Annotated in this window: 13 protein-coding genes and 1 tRNA gene; 10 read left to right on the forward strand and 4 right to left on the reverse strand. The window is 68.8% G+C overall.

Annotated features, from left to right (window positions below):
• Positions 1–10: 10 nt before the first annotated feature.
• Positions 11–433, reverse strand: a complete 423-nt coding sequence (gene mscL / locus P1K89_RS30310; protein ID WP_284620286.1) for a large conductance mechanosensitive channel protein MscL — start codon at positions 431–433, stop codon at positions 11–13.
• Positions 434–580: 147 nt separating this feature from the next.
• On the opposite strand from mscL, the gene petA reads away from it, so the two are divergent.
• From petA to P1K89_RS30340, 6 genes are all read left to right on the forward strand, one after another.
• Positions 581–1,207, forward strand: coding sequence for a ubiquinol-cytochrome c reductase iron-sulfur subunit (gene petA, locus P1K89_RS30315; protein ID WP_284620287.1), 627 nt, complete (start codon positions 581–583; stop codon positions 1,205–1,207).
• A 50-nt stretch (positions 1,208–1,257) separates the two neighbouring features.
• Complete coding sequence (locus P1K89_RS30320) at positions 1,258–2,655, forward strand: cytochrome b (RefSeq protein ID WP_284620288.1); 1,398 nt, start codon at positions 1,258–1,260, stop codon at positions 2,653–2,655.
• A 20-nt stretch (positions 2,656–2,675) separates the two neighbouring features.
• Complete coding sequence (locus tag P1K89_RS30325; RefSeq protein ID WP_284620289.1) at positions 2,676–3,443, forward strand: cytochrome c1; 768 nt, start codon at positions 2,676–2,678, stop codon at positions 3,441–3,443.
• Between the two features lie 122 nt (positions 3,444–3,565).
• Positions 3,566–4,180 carry a glutathione S-transferase N-terminal domain-containing protein gene (locus P1K89_RS30330; RefSeq protein WP_284620290.1) on the forward strand — a complete coding sequence of 205 codons (615 nt, stop codon included), beginning with the start codon at positions 3,566–3,568 and terminating at the stop codon, positions 4,178–4,180.
• Positions 4,181–4,194: 14 nt separating this feature from the next.
• Positions 4,195–4,749, forward strand: coding sequence for a ClpXP protease specificity-enhancing factor (locus P1K89_RS30335; RefSeq protein ID WP_284620291.1), 555 nt, complete (start codon positions 4,195–4,197; stop codon positions 4,747–4,749).
• A 58-nt stretch (positions 4,750–4,807) separates the two neighbouring features.
• A tRNA-Thr gene (locus tag P1K89_RS30340) sits at positions 4,808–4,883 on the forward strand.
• A gap of 16 nt (positions 4,884–4,899) precedes the next feature.
• On the opposite strand, the gene P1K89_RS30345 is transcribed toward P1K89_RS30340, so the two are convergent.
• Together P1K89_RS30345 and P1K89_RS30350 are read right to left on the reverse strand one after the other, a co-directional pair.
• Positions 4,900–5,748, reverse strand: coding sequence for a DUF4214 domain-containing protein (locus P1K89_RS30345; RefSeq protein WP_284620292.1), 849 nt, complete (start codon positions 5,746–5,748; stop codon positions 4,900–4,902).
• Positions 5,749–5,769: 21 nt separating this feature from the next.
• The gene (locus P1K89_RS30350; RefSeq protein ID WP_284620293.1) at positions 5,770–6,054 is read right to left on the reverse strand and encodes a DciA family protein; all 285 of its coding nucleotides are present in this window, start codon (positions 6,052–6,054) and stop codon (positions 5,770–5,772) included.
• A 275-nt stretch (positions 6,055–6,329) separates the two neighbouring features.
• On the opposite strand from P1K89_RS30350, the gene P1K89_RS30355 reads away from it, so the two are divergent.
• The 4 genes from P1K89_RS30355 (at position 6,330) to P1K89_RS30370 (ending at position 14,270) form a co-directional block, all read left to right on the forward strand.
• On the forward strand, positions 6,330–7,286 hold the full coding sequence (locus P1K89_RS30355) for a M23 family metallopeptidase (protein ID WP_284620294.1): 957 nt from the start codon (positions 6,330–6,332) through the stop codon (positions 7,284–7,286).
• 205 nt (positions 7,287–7,491) lie between these two features.
• Positions 7,492–10,236, forward strand: coding sequence for a preprotein translocase subunit SecA (gene secA, locus P1K89_RS30360; RefSeq protein WP_284620295.1), 2,745 nt, complete (start codon positions 7,492–7,494; stop codon positions 10,234–10,236).
• Positions 10,237–10,511: 275 nt separating this feature from the next.
• On the forward strand, positions 10,512–11,201 hold the full coding sequence (locus P1K89_RS30365; RefSeq protein ID WP_284620296.1) for an NF038120 family PEP-CTERM protein: 690 nt from the start codon (positions 10,512–10,514) through the stop codon (positions 11,199–11,201).
• Positions 11,202–11,222: 21 nt separating this feature from the next.
• Positions 11,223–14,270, forward strand: a complete 3,048-nt coding sequence (locus P1K89_RS30370) for a S8 family serine peptidase (RefSeq protein WP_284620297.1) — start codon at positions 11,223–11,225, stop codon at positions 14,268–14,270.
• An 85-nt stretch (positions 14,271–14,355) separates the two neighbouring features.
• Here the strand turns inward: P1K89_RS30370 and P1K89_RS30375 are convergent, their stop codons facing one another.
• Positions 14,356–14,742 carry a hypothetical protein gene (locus tag P1K89_RS30375; RefSeq protein WP_284620298.1) on the reverse strand — a complete coding sequence of 129 codons (387 nt, stop codon included), beginning with the start codon at positions 14,740–14,742 and terminating at the stop codon, positions 14,356–14,358.
• Positions 14,743–14,805: the final 63 nt, after the last annotated feature.

The raw sequence follows: 14,805 nt of genomic DNA on the forward strand, positions 1-14,805 counted from the left end.
CGCGCGAGGGTCAGCGCCGGTTCAGCGCGTCGCGGATCTCGCGCAGCAGCACCACGTCCTCGGGCGGCGCGGCCGGTGCCGGCGGCGGCGCCTCGCGCTTGAGCCGGTTGATCTGCTTGACCATCAGGAAGATCACGAAGGCCAGGATCACGAAGTTGATCGACACGGTGACGAAGTTGCCCCACGCGAACACGTTGCCGGCCTTCTGCGCCTCGGCCAGGGCCGCGCCGGGCGGCACGGTGCCCGACAGCACGATGTACTTGTTCGAGAAGTCGATCTGGCCGCCGAGCAGCATGTTGACGATCGGCATGATCAGGTCCTTGACCACCGAGTCGACGATCTTGCCGAACGCCGCGCCGATGATCACGCCGACCGCCAGGTCGACGACGTTGCCCTTCATCGCGAACTCTCTGAACTCGCTGGCGAAACCCATGCTGTGCCCTCCTGTTGCGGCCGGCCAGTATTGCCGACCCATGCCCCGCGTCAACCCGGCAACAGGCCGGGCGGGGCGTGCTGCGCGCTCCGCTAGAATGCCGGGTTGCCCCCAAGTCAACACTTCCAGAAACACTCGAGGAATCCCATGAGCGACAGCCCCGCCAGTGATAGCCCAGTGGAGGGCCCCGTGGATCAGAGCCGTCGCACCTGGGTGGCGATCACCTGCGGTGCAGGCGCCATCGGCGGCGTGGCCGCGGCGGTGCCCTTCGTCAGCACCTTCATGCCCTCCGAGCGCGCGAAGGCCGCCGGCGCCGCCGTCGAAGCCGACATCAGCGCGCTGAAGCCGGGCGAGAAGATGACCGTCGAGTGGCGCGGCAAGCCGGTGTGGATCATCCGCCGCACGAAGGAACAGCTCGAGACGCTGAGGAAGACCGAGTCGCAGGTCGCCGACCCGAAGTCGCTGCGCAACCCGGCCGAACTGACGCCGGCCTACGCCCGCAACGAGTACCGCTCGATCAAGCCGGAGTTCATGGTCGCCGTGGGCATCTGCTCGCACCTGGGCTGCTCGCCGGTCGACAAGCTGACGCCGGGTGCGCAGCCCTCGCTGCCGGACGACTGGCAAGGCGGCTTCCTGTGCCCCTGCCACGGCTCGACCTTCGACCTGGCCGGCCGCGTCTTCAAGAACAAGCCCGCGCCCGACAACCTCGAGGTGCCGCCGCACAAGTACCTGTCGGACACGACGCTGCTGATCGGCGAAGACAACAAGGCCTGATCCGCACTGCGCGCGGATCACGCAAAGCTCAAGAGCACTGAAGGGTCGACATGGCTGAATTCAAGGAAGCACCCGCCGGCGCACCGATCGGCGTGAAGCTCATGACCTGGGTGGACAACCGGTTCCCGGCCACCAAGATGTACAAGGAGCACATGTCGGAGTACTACGCTCCGAAGAACTTCAACACCTGGTACTTCTTCGGCTCGCTGGCGATGCTGGTCCTCGTGATCCAGATCGTCACCGGCATCTTCCTCGTGATGCACTACAAGCCGGACGCGAACACCGCGTTCGCCTCGGTCGAGTACATCATGCGCGACGTGCCCTGGGGCTGGCTGGTGCGCTACCTGCACTCCACCGGCGCCAGCGCGTTCTTCATCGTCGTCTACCTGCACATGTTCCGCGGGCTGATGTACGGCTCGTACCGCAAGCCGCGCGAGCTGGTGTGGCTGTTCGGCTGCGCGATCTTCCTGTGCCTGATGGCCGAGGCCTTCTTCGGTTATCTGCTGCCGTGGGGCCAGATGTCCTACTGGGGCGCGCAGGTCATCGTGAACCTGTTCGCCGCGGTGCCCTTCGTCGGCCCGGACCTGGCGCTGCTGATCCGCGGCGACTACGTCGTCAGCGACGCGACGCTGAACCGCTTCTTCAGCTTCCACGTCATCGCGATCCCGCTGGTGCTGCTGGGCCTGGTGGTCGCGCACATCATCGCGCTGCACGAGGTCGGCTCGAACAACCCGGACGGCATCGAGATCAAGGCCAAGAAGGACCCGAAGACCGGCATCCCGCTCGACGGCATCCCGTTCCATCCGTACTACACGGTGCACGACCTCTTCGGCGTCGGCGTGTTCCTGATGATCTTCTGCGCGATCGTCTTCTTCGGTCCGGAGCTCGGCGGCTACTTCCTCGAGTACAACAACTTCATCCCGGCCGACCCGCTGAAGACGCCGCCGCACATCGCGCCGGTCTGGTACTTCACGCCGTTCTATTCGATGCTGCGCGCGACGACCGACCCGATGGTCAACGTGCTCGCCGTCGTCGTCGGCCTGGCCGGCGTCGTCTCGGCGCTGGCGCTGCCGGGGCGCGGCAAGATCATCGCGGTGGTCGGCGCGGTGATCGGCATCACCCTGCTGAAGTACTTCGACGCGAAGTTCTGGGGCGTGGTCGTGATGGGCGCCGCCGTGATCATCCTGTTCTTCCTGCCCTGGCTGGACCGCAGCCCGGTCAAGTCGATCCGCTATCGCCCGGGCTGGCACAAGGGGCTGTACGGTGTCTTCGTCGTGTTCTTCATCGTGCTGGGTTACCTCGGTATCCAGCCGCCGTCGGACGTCGGCACGCTGATCGCGCAGGCCGGCACGCTGTTCTACTTCGCGTTCTTCCTGCTGATGCCGTGGTGGAGCACGATCGGCATGTTCAAGCCGGTGCCCGACCGCGTCACCTTCACCAAGCATTGATGCAGGAGCGATCGATCATCATGAAAAGAATCCTCGCCTGCCTGCTGGTCCTGCTCGGCTTCGCGCAAGCGGCTTCGGCCAGCGGAGACACCCTGCCGCTGGACCGCTTCCAGAAGGAACGCGTCACCGACATCGCTGCGCTCCAGAACGGCGCCAAGCTGTTCGTCAACTACTGCCTGAACTGCCACGCCGCGGCCTTCATGCGCTTCAACCGCCTGCGCGACATCGGCCTGGCCGACGAGCAGATCAAGAAGAACCTGCTGTTCACGTCCGAGAAGGTCGGCGACCTGATGACGGTGTCGCTGGATCCGAAGCAGGCCAAGGACTGGTTCGGCGCGGTGCCGCCGGACCTGTCGGTGATCGCCCGCTCGCGTGCGTCCGGCGGCGGCTCGGGGGCGGATTACCTCTACACCTACCTGCGCGGCTTCTACAAGGACGATACGCGCCCGACCGGCTGGAACAACACCGTGTTCCCGGCCGTCGGCATGCCGCACGTGCTGTGGGAGCTCGAAGGCGAGAAGCGCGCCGTCTTCGCCGAGGAGAAGGACGCCCACGACCCGAGCAAGACGACGCACGTCTTCAAGGGCTTCGAGACGATCAAGCCCGGCAAGATGACCAAGGCCGAGTACGACCAGGCGATGGGCGACCTCGTCGCCTACATGGTCTGGATGGCCGAGCCGGTGCAGAACCAGCGCGTGCGGCTGGGCGTGTGGGTGCTGATCGCGCTCGCCATCTTCACGCTGATCGCGTGGCGCCTGAACGCCGCGTACTGGAAGGACATCAAGTAAGCCGCTCGAGCCGCTTGGGACCCGCCCCGCGGGTCCCCTTTCGCGCAGTGGTAGCCTAGCGGGCTCCCACTGCGCGCGCCGTTTTCAGAACCCCGCTTTCGCTTCACTGGGAGCCCGCCGCCATGATGGTGCTTTACTCCGGAACCACCTGCCCCTACTCGCACCGCTGCCGCTTCGTGCTGTTCGAGAAGGGCATGGACTTCGAGATCCGCGACGTCGACCTCTTCGCCAAGCCCGAAGACATCGCGCTGATGAACCCGTACAACGAGGTGCCGATCCTCGTCGAGCGCGACCTGATCCTGTACGAGTCGCACATCATCAACGAGTACATCGATGAGCGCTTCCCGCATCCGCAGCTGATGCCGGGCGACCCGGTGGCGCGTGCGCGCGTGCGCCTGTTCCTCTTCAACTTCGAGAAGGAACTGTTCGCCCACGTCAATACGCTCGAGGCCCGCAGCGGCGTCAAGGCCAACGACAAGCAGCTCGAGAAGGCGCGCTCGCAGATCCGCGAGCGGCTGACGCAGCTGGCGCCGATCTTCCTGAAGAACAAGTACATGCTCGGCGACGACTTCTCGATGCTCGACGTCGCGATCGCACCGCTGCTGTGGCGCCTGGACTACTACGGCATCGACCTGTCGAAGAACGCCGCACCGCTGCTGAAGTACGCCGAGCGCATCTTCTCGCGCCCGGCCTACATCGAGGCGCTGACGCCGTCCGAGAAGGTGATGCGCAAGTAAGCTCGCAATCCTCCATGAGCCAACCGCCTGCCGCCGACGACCAGGGCACCTCGACACGGCCCTACCTGATCCGTGCGCTGCACGACTGGTGCACCGACAACGGCTTCACGCCGTACATCGCGGTCTTCGTCGACCGGCAGGTGCAGGTGCCGATGGAGTACGTGAAGAACAACGAGATCGTGCTCAACGTCGGCTTCGAGGCCACCTCGGGGTTGAAGCTCGGCAACGACTTCATCGAGTTCAAGGCGCGCTTCGGGGGCGTGTCGCGCGACATCGTCGTGCCGGTGGACCATGTCGTCGCGATCTACGCGCGCGAGAACGGGCAGGGCATGGCCTTCCCGGTGCCCAGCGAGGGCAGCGGCGCCGCGACGCCCGGGGCCCCGGCGCCCGCGAAGGCCGAGGGGGATGCACCGCAGCGCGGCGGACTGCGCCTGGCCCGCAGCGACGAAGCGGCGGAACCGGCGGCCGAAGCGCCGGCGCCGCGCGCCGGCTGGACCGACGAGCAGCCGCCCGACGGCGCGCCGCCGGCACCCGGTGGCGGCCGGCCTTCGCTCAAGCGCATCAAGTAGCGCCGCCTAGAATCCGCGCTCACGCATCTCGACGCAAGCCCGCCCGGGCCCGTCCAGCGCCGGCTTAGCTCAGTTGGTAGAGCACCCGCCTTGTAAGCGGAAGGTCTTCGGTTCGATTCCGAAAGCCGGCACCAGGCTCCTTGGCCGGCGTCATCCCGCCTCGACGAACTCCAGTCCGCGCTCGGCGAGTCCGGCGAGGTCGATGCGTTGTGCCAGCTCCGTCGTCTGGCTGGCCCACAGCGCGAGCGAGGCCTGATCGGTCTGGCCGCTGTCGAGCAGCGCGGTGTAGTGCTGCAGCTCGGCGGTGCCGGCCTCGTGTCCGGTGACATTGCGGTAGACCAGGCGCACGAAGTCGGCATTCGAGTGCGAGCCGGCGGCCGTCGCGAACAGGGCGCTGTCGACCGCGACGCGTGCGAGCTGCGCGTCGCTGGCGCCGTCGTCCTTCAGCCGCAGGCCGAGGCCGACCAGCGCGGCGTCGTCCATGCCCTGCGGTCCGAACAGCGTGCCGACCAGGCGCGCGACGCTGCCGGCGTGGCCGTCGAGGTCGAGCGCGATGGATCGGTCGTCGAAGCGCAGTCGTTCGATATCCTTCAGCGAGTCGCGGCCGTCGCCGCCGCTGCGCGCATCCTCCACGGTGACGGTGTCTCCGGAGGAGGCCAGCGCAAAGTGCGCGCGTTGGCCGTCGAACACCGCGGTGTCGATGCCGTCATGGCCGTTCAGCACGTCGTTGCCGGCATGGCCTTCGAAGGTGTCGTCGCCGTCGGAGCCCTCGAACCAGTCGATCTCGTTGAACAGGTAGTCGAGCAGGCCGTCCTCGTCCCAGTGGTCGGTCAGCGGGTTGTAGTACGACAGGATGCGCAGCAGGTCCCAGACCACCTCGAGCACCTGCACCGCCTCGTCGAACGAATCGAAGAAGTCGTCCGGCGAGTTCGGCCGGTCGCCATCGAAGAAATCCAGCGACGACAGGTCGAGCGGGTCGAACAACGTCCAGCGGGCCATGGTTCGTCTCTCGATCCGCCGCTATCGCCGCGGCATCACGCGCACGCGGATCGGCCGCGGCGGCGCTCCGTCCTCGGCGAGCCGCGCCTGCAGAGCCGGCAGCAGCTGGCGCAGCTTGGCCGATACCGCCCCGGACTCGACCAGCAGCGCCCAGCCCTCGTCATCGATCGGACCCGGCCGGACCTGGGCCCGCAACCCGGGCGGCAGTAGCGGCGCGATACGCTCGAAACAGGCTTGTGACAGGGCCAGCCGCTGGCCCAGGCGCGCCAGCGCGTCGCAGTTGGCGAGGGCGCGGTCGATCGGCATCGAGGGGGCGGAAGTTGCGCCGGTGCCCGCCCGGCCGCCCGCAGGGCGCTGAGCGCCCCGCGATCCTGCAGGAGATCCTTCGGACCTCCCGGGCCGCGAACGGAGTGGGCTGGGGGCAGACATGAGCTCGCAGTGTAGGGGTCGGCCGCCTTGATCGGGCATGCCCTTTGGCGTAGCCTCGCCCGCCTTCGTGACGCGTTGCGCCGTCCGGACATGCGACGGCGACGACGCGCCGCGGCCTGCAGGCCGCGGACCGAGGAGGAGGACCCTCGTCGATGCAGATCATGATCACCCATGGCAGCGTGGCGCGCACGCGCGTGCTGCATTTCAGCCGCCTTCAGCTGCTGGCGGCCGCCGGTGCGCTCGCCGGCCTGCTGGTGCTGCTGTCGGGCACCGTCTACCACTTCGTCTTCCTGAAGGCCGTGCGCGACGGCTGGCCGCTGGTCAGCCACCTGGTGCGGCCGATCGTCAGCGTGGAGCTCGCGCAGCGCGAGCGCTACATGCGCGACAGCCTCGACGCGATGGCGCAGCGGGTCGGCGAGATGCAGGCCAGGCTGGTGCGCATGGAAGCGCTCGGCGACCGGGTGTCGGGGCTGGCCGGCGTCGATGCGGGTGCGCTGAAGCCGGCCGCTCCGGCGGCCGGTCGCGCGGCCCAGGGCGGCCCCTACCTTCCGATCGCCTCGATCGGCCGCTCGCCGCTGAATGAGCTGACGCAGGCGCTGGCGCAACTGGACGAGCGCACCGAGCTCGGCACCGACCTGCTGACACTGGTCGAGTCGCGCCTGCTCGAGACGCGGCTGCAGACGCTGCTGGTGCCCAGCGTCGCGCCGGTCGACGGACCGGTCGGCTCCGGCTTCGGCGTGCGGCCCGATCCGATCACCGGCCGTGCCGCGCTGCATGCGGGCCTGGACTTCCCCGCCGACACCGGCACGGCGGTCGTCGCCGCGGCGGGCGGGGTCGTGCTGGCCGCCGAGTGGCATGCGCAGTACGGCCAGGTGCTGGAGATCGACCATGGCAGGGGGCTGGTGACGCGCTACGCGCACCTGTCCAAGCTGCATGCGAAGCAGGGCGACCTGGTCCGGCGCGGCCAGCGCATCGCGGACGTCGGCAGCACCGGCCGCTCGACCGGCGCGCACCTGCATTTCGAGGTGCTGGTCGATGGCGCCCCGCAGGACCCGGCGCGTTTCCTGACCGGTTCATCGCCGGCTTTCGGCGTCGCGCAGGCCCGCTGAGTCCGGCCGCCAGCCGCGGCGGCGGCGTGCCGAATGCCGTGCTACCCCGGGTGATAGACTGACAGGCTTTTCCGGCGGGCGCCGCCCGGCGCCAAGCCTGCGACACCCTGGACCCCCTGGAGATCTTGCGGTGAGCCGACCCGCCCCCATGTGAGGCCGGTCCTTCGGCCGCAGCCGCAAGCCCTCCACCACGCCCCACACGCGCATGTTGCCCAAGCTTCTCACGTCGATTTTCGGTAGCCGCAACGACCGGCTGCTCAAGCAGTACCGGCGCGTGGTCGAGAAGATCAACGCGCTGGAGCCGCAGTACGAGAAGCTCGACGACGCCGCGCTGCGCGCGAAGACCGACGAGTTCCGCCAGCGGCTGAACGGCGGCTCGACGCTCGACGACCTGCTGCCCGAGGCCTTCGCCGTCGTGCGCGAGGCTGGCAAGCGCACGCTGAAGATGCGCCACTTCGACGTGCAGCTGATGGGCGGCATGGCGCTGCACGAAGGCAAGATCGCCGAGATGGGCACCGGCGAAGGCAAGACGCTGACCGCCACGCTGCCGGTGTACCTGAACGCGCTGTCCGGCAAGGGCGTGCACGTCGTCACCGTCAACGACTACCTCGCGCGCCGCGATGCCGAGTGGATGAGCCGGCTCTACGGCTTCCTCGGGCTGACCGTCGGCGTCAACGTGCCGGGCATGGACCGCGCCGAGAAGCAGGCCGCCTACAACGCCGACATCACGCACGGCACGAACAACGAGTTCGGCTTCGACTACCTGCGCGACAACATGGTCTACGAAGTGGTCGACCGCGTGCAGCGCGGCCTGAACTTCGCGATCGTCGACGAGGTGGACTCGATCCTGATCGACGAGGCGCGCACGCCGCTGATCATCAGCGGCCAGGCCGAGGACCACACCGAGCTCTACGTGCGCATCAACAGCGTCGTGCCGGCCCTGAAGAAGCAGATCGGCGAGGCCGATCCGCGCACCGGCGAGGGCGTGATCGAGCCGGGCGACTTCACCGTCGACGAGAAGACGCACCAGGTCTACCTGACCGAGGACGGCCACGAGAACGCCGAACGCCTGCTGCGCGAGGCCGGGCTGCTGGTCGAGGGCGCCAGCCTCTACGACGCCGCCAACATCACGCTGATGCACCACGTGTATGCGGCGTTGCGCGCGCATCACCTGTACCACCGCGACCAGCACTACGTGAACCAGAACGGCGAGATCGTCATCGTCGACGAGTTCACCGGGCGCCTGATGACCGGCCGCCGCTGGTCCGACGGCCTGCACCAGGCGGTCGAGGCCAAGGAAGGCGTGGCGATCCAGAGCGAGAACCAGACGCTCGCGTCGATCACCTTCCAGAACTACTTCCGCATGTACGGCAAGCTCGGCGGCATGACCGGCACCGCCGACACCGAGGCCTACGAGTTCCAGGAGATCTACGGCCTCGAGACGATCGTCATTCCGCCGAACCGCCCGCGCATCCGCAAGGACGAGCTCGACCTGATCTACAAGACCGCGAAGGAGAAGTACGACGCGGTGATCGAGGACATCAAGGCCTGCCATGCGAAGGGCCAGCCGACGCTGGTCGGCACGACCTCGATCGAGAATTCCGAGCTGCTGTCGAACCTGCTGAACAAGGCCAAGCTGCCGCACCAGGTGCTCAACGCGAAGCAGCATGCGAAGGAGGCGGAGATCGTCGCGCAGGCCGGCCGCCCGGGCGTGATCACGATCGCGACGAACATGGCCGGCCGCGGCACCGACATCGTGCTCGGCGGCAACGTCGAGAAGCAGGTGCAGTTCATCGAGGCCGACGACTCGATTCCGGCCGACGAGAAGGCACGCCGCATCCAGCAGCTGAAGGACGAATGGCAGGGCCTGCACGAGCAGGTCAAGGCCGCCGGCGGCCTGCGCATCATCGCCACCGAGCGCCACGAGAGCCGGCGCATCGACAACCAGCTGCGCGGCCGTTCCGGCCGCCAGGGCGACCCCGGCCAGTCGCGCTTCTACTTGTCGCTGGAAGACCCGCTGATGCGCATCTTCGCCGGCGACCGCGTGCGCGCGATCATGGACCGGCTGAAGATGCCCGAAGGCGAGGCGATCGAGGCCGGCATCGTCACCCGCTCGATCGAAGGCGCGCAGCGCAAGGTCGAGGCCCGCAACTTCGACATCCGCAAGCAGCTGCTCGAGTACGACGACGTCTCGAACGACCAGCGCAAGGTGATCTACCAGCAGCGCAACGAGATCCTCGAGGCCAGCTCGGTGACCGAGCAGATCGCCAACCTGCGCGCCAGTGCGCTGACCGACGTCGTGCGCACCTATGTGCCGCCGGAAAGCGTCGAGGAGCAGTGGGACCTGGCTGCGCTGGAGAAGACGCTGGCCGAGGAGTGGCAGCTCGAGGTCGCGCTGCGCGAAGAGGTGGCCAAGAGCGATGCCGTGACCGACGAGGACATCGTCGAGAAGGTGGTCGCCGCCGGCCATGCCACCTTCGAGGGCAAGGTGGCGATCGTCGGCACCGAGCAGTTCAACCCGTTCATGCGCATGGTGCTGCTGCAGTCGATCGACACGCACTGGCGCGAACACCTGGCGGCACTGGACTACCTGCGCCAGGGCATCCACCTGCGCGGCTATGCGCAGAAGAATCCGAAGCAGGAATACAAGCGCGAAGCCTTCGAGCTGTTCTCGCAGCTGCTCGACGTCGTGAAGCTGGAAGTCACGCGCGTGCTGCTGACGGTGCGCATCCAGACGCAGGCCCAGGCCGAGGAGGCCGCCGAGGCGATCGAGGACCGCGTCGGCCATCTCGCCAACGTGACCTACACCCATCCGAACGAGGACGGCAGCGTCAGCGAGGAGGCCGATCCGGCGACGATGGTCGCCGAAGTGCCTCGCGTGGGGCGCAACGACCCCTGCCCCTGCGGCAGCGGCAAGAAGTACAAGGCCTGCCACGGCCGTCTTGCCTAGTCAAGCTGGCGCCGGCTGGTACCGCGCGTTACCGATCCTGGGGTTTGCCTGGGGTCGGACGCTGCGTCCCTAACGACCTAGGGATACCGAGGCCCCTTGAACAAGGGGCGCGCTCGGGAATCGATCGCACCTGCACCGGACACTGCGCGCTTGCCTCGGCCGACCACCGTCGGTTGCGGCAAGCATGCCCGGTGGCCGCACCTTTTCGGGACTAGCGTTCCGGAATCCGGGGTCGCGGACCCGCCGGACCCGCAATCAACACACAAGGTCGATCGATGAGGAAATTGGGTCTCGCCGCGCTGGCAGGCGCGGCAATCATGGGCGCGCTGGCAGCGCCGGCCGCCCATGCGGGCGTGGTCACGTTCGATGACGGCGTCGTCGGGTTCTTCGGCGACGGCGACAGCTTCACCAGCGGCGGCTATACGTTCACGCAGGGCGGCGGCAGCTTCGGCGGCGTCGCCGACGGCGGCACGTTCAGCATCTTCGCCAATGCGCCCACCGGCAACAGCACGCAGTTCTACGGTGGTTTCAACGACAGCTCGGTGACGATGACGCGCTCGTCGGGCCAGACGCACTTCAAGCTGTCCGGCCTCGACTTCGGCTTCATCTCGGCCATCGGCGGCATCTACAACCCCGGCGACGAACCCGGGGCGCTGATGGTCAGCGCCCACGGCCTCGACGGCAGCACCTACAGCCTGCTCGCATCCTTCGGCGGGGCCGACGGCAACGGCGAGTTCGGCTTCCAGAGCCTGGTCGGCGGTGACCTGTCGACCTGGGGTTTCGTCGACTCGGTGACCTTCTCCGCCTGCACGTTCGACGGCGCGGGCGGCTGCGCGACGCCGTTCTTCAACCTGAACCAGTTCGCACTCGACAACATCGGCGCGGTTCCGGAGCCCGGCTCCCTCGCGCTCGCCGCGCTGGCCCTCGGTGTCGCCGGCAGCCTGCGCCGCCGCTCGTCGCGCTGAACGTCCAGGAGGAGCACACCCATGAAGAAATCCCATTCCCTGGCCCTGGGCCTGGCGCTGAGCGCGGTGGCCCTGGCCGCCGGCGCCCAGACCGGCGCCCGCAAGAGCTACGTCGTCCAGCTGGTGGACGCGCCCGCCGCGACCTATGACGGCACCGTCAGCGGCCTGAAGGCCACGCGTCCGACGGCCGGCGGCAAGCTCAACGTCAACGCCGCCGACGTGCAGGCCTACCTGAGCTACCTGGCGAACAAGCAGGCCGCCGTGACGGCGACCGTGCCGTCGGCCCCGGTGTTCTACCAGTACGGCGCGGTCTTCAACGGCTTCGCCGCGAAGCTCACCGACGCCGAGCTGCAGAAGCTCGCCGCCAACCCCGGCGTGCGGGCGATCACCGTCGACGAGGCGCGTCCGCTGAATACCAGCTACACGCCGGCCTTCCTCGGCATCAGCGGCCCGAACGGCGTCTGGTCGAAGACCGATGCCAATGGCCGCAACATCAAGGGCGAAGGCGTCATCATCGCCCACGTCGATGGCGGCGTCTGGCCCGAGGACCCGTCGTTCTCCGACAAGGTCGACGCGCAGGGCAAGCCGGTGCCCTCGCACATGCCCGGCACCGTGGTCTACGACCCGCTGCCCGCGGGCCGCTACAAGGGCATCTGCGAGGCCGGCGAAGGCTTCACCGCCGCGAACTGCAACAACAAGCTCGTCGGCGCGCGCCACTTCCGGGCCGGCTGGGATGCCTCCGGCAACGTCATGTACGACACCGAGTACAAGTCGGCGCGTGACGACGGCGGCCATGGCAGCCATACGCTCAGCACCTCGGGCGGCAACGAGGGCGTGACCGGCAGCGTGCAGGGCACGACCATCACCGGCATCTCCGGCATCGCGCCGCGCGCCCGCGTGGCCGCGTACAAGTCCTGCTATTCGCCGAAGGCCGCCGACGGCAGCCGCGGCCAGGGCAGCTGCTTCCCGTCGGACAGCATCGCGGCGATCAACCAGGCGGTGGCCGACGGCGCCGACGTCATCAACTTCTCGATCGGCGGCAGCCAGACCAGTTTCCTCGACGGCGTCGAGGTGGCGTTCTACAACGCCAACGCGGCCGGCGTGTTCGTCGCGGCCTCCGCCGGCAACGCGGGTCCGGCCAACACCGTGGCCCACATCAGTCCGTGGGTCGCGACGGTCGGCAACTCGACGCACGACCGATACACCGTCGCCACCGTCTCGCTGGGTAGCGGCGCAACGTTCAGCGGCCCGTCGTTCCAGACCACCGGCCTGCCGTCCAAGCCGCTGATCGCGTCGACCGACGCCGGCCTGCCGGGCGCCGATGCGACGCAGCTCGCGCGCTGCTACGGCCCGGCCGATGGCGCCGGCTCGCTGCTCGACCCGGCTAAGGTCGCCGGCAAGATCGTCGTCTGCTACCGCGGCGGCAACGTGCTGGTGAACAAGAGCGCCAATGCCAAGGCCGCCGGCGCGGCCGGCATGATCCTGCAGAACATCCCGTCCGGCCCGCTCGCCTCGGCCAACACGGTGTTCAACATCGCCCACTCGGTGCCGACCGTGCACCTGTCGGCCTCGGCCGCCAACGACGTGCTCTCGCATGCCGCCGGCGGCACCGGCACCGCCGCCTTCAGCGGCGGCGTGCAGGTGCCGGGGCTGGTGGCGCCGGTGATGTCGGACAGCTCCTCGCGCGGCCCGAACAAGGCCGATGCCAACGTGCTGAAGCCGGACATCACCGCGCCCGGCTCGGACATCATCGCCGCCTACGCCGACACCACGATCAGCGTCGCCGACCGCAACGCCATCATCGCCGGCACGCTGCGTGGCACGCCGCAGGCCAACATGATCTCGGGCACCTCGATGGCCGCGCCGCACGTGGCCGGCGCTGCCGCGCTGCTGAAGCAAGCCAACCCGACCTGGTCGCCGGCGGCGATCAAGTCGGCGCTGATGACGAGCGCGACGCAGTCGGTGAAGCTGGCCAACGGGGCCGCGGACGCCAACGTCTGGGGTTTCGGCGCCGGCCACCTGAACCCGAACGGCGCGCTGGACACCACGCTGGTCTACGACGCGACGACGGCCGACTTCTTCGCGTACGCGACGAAGGCGATCAACGGCTGGGACCTGAACCTGGCCTCGATCACCCGCGCGAACGTGATCGGCATCGGCACGGTCAAGCGCACGCTGAAGAACACCGGCACCAGCAGCGTGACCTACAACGCCTCCGCGGCGCTGCCCGGCTTCACGGTCGCCGTGGCGCCGTCGTCGCTGACGCTGGCGCCGGGCGCGAGCGCGAGCTACACGGTCACGATGACGCGCAGCGGCGCGCCGCTCGAGGCCTGGCGCTTCGGCCACGTCACCTGGACCGGCGACGGCGGCAAGACGGTCCGCAGCCCGCTGCAGGCCAAGGCGTCGGAATTCGTCGGCCTGACCTCGATCACCGACACCAAGGCGGTCGGCTCGAAGGTGTTCACCGTGGCCACCGGCTACGAGGGCACGATGAACACGACGGCCACCGGCCTCGTGGCGGCGACGGTCAACACCGGCACGTCGGTGAAGAACCAGGCCGACGTCTGCTTCCCGATCAGCGTGCCGGCCGGCGCGCAGATGCTGCGGGTGCAGATGTTCAACAGCGAAGTCGACGGCGGCTCGACCAGCGACATCGACGTGACCGTCTACCGCAACGGCAGCGCCGTCGGCGGCAGCTACTCGGGCACGTCGGACGAGCTGGTCACGCTGGCGAACCCGGCGTCCGGCAACTACACCGCCTGCGTCGAGGCCTATGCCCCGGCCGGCGGCTCGGCGAACTTCAAGCTGAACCACTGGGTCGTCGGCCCGGCCGTCGGCACGCAGACGCTGAAGGCCTTCGGCCCGTCGAAGGTCTACCTCGGCGGCACCGCGTCGATCGGCATCAGCTGGAACGTGCCGGCCGGCCCGCGCTACCTGGGCAACGTGCAGTACCGCCAGACGGCGGGCGGCTCGGTGATCGGCTCGACGACGGTGTTCATCGACACCTCGGCGCCCGCGCCGGCCGGTTCGGCCGTCGCGCCGGTGCTGCGCATCAAGCCGCAGCTGTGAACGGCGGGCCGCCGCGAGGCGGCCCCCTTGCAGAAGTACCAAGGGGCCCGGTGGGCCCCTTTTTCTTGGGTGGAAGACCGCGCGCTCAGCGCACCGCCGCGGCGCCGCCCGGCGCACCGTCTGCGCGCAGGACGCAGCGCCCGGCCGGCAGCGCGCAGCGGGCGCCGGGGTCGGGCACGACTCGGCAGATCGACATCTCGCCGCGCTTGGCGATCTGCTGTTCGCGTTCCTGGCGCTGCTGCTGCACCGCCTGCATCAGCGCGGCTTCGTCGGTGCGCCGGACCGACCAGGCGCGGTACCCCTGCGGACCGCCGCAGGCCAGCGCGCCGATGCCGACGGTGCGGCATTCGGCATCGCCGGTGCAGGCGGCGTCGCCGATCAGCTCGTCGACGGTCGCCGGGGCGCTCGCGCAGGCCACCTGGACCGCGGTGGTCAGGACCAGCACCAGGATGCGGATCGCAGGCAGGGACATGCGGGCCATTCTAGGCAGCGTGCTTCCTACAATGACCGCTTTCCCCTGTCCGCCGAAGGCCGC

It is taken from the genome of Aquabacterium humicola, from assembly GCF_030167915.1.
Lineage (GTDB): Bacteria > Pseudomonadota > Gammaproteobacteria > Burkholderiales > Burkholderiaceae_C > Pseudaquabacterium > Pseudaquabacterium humicola.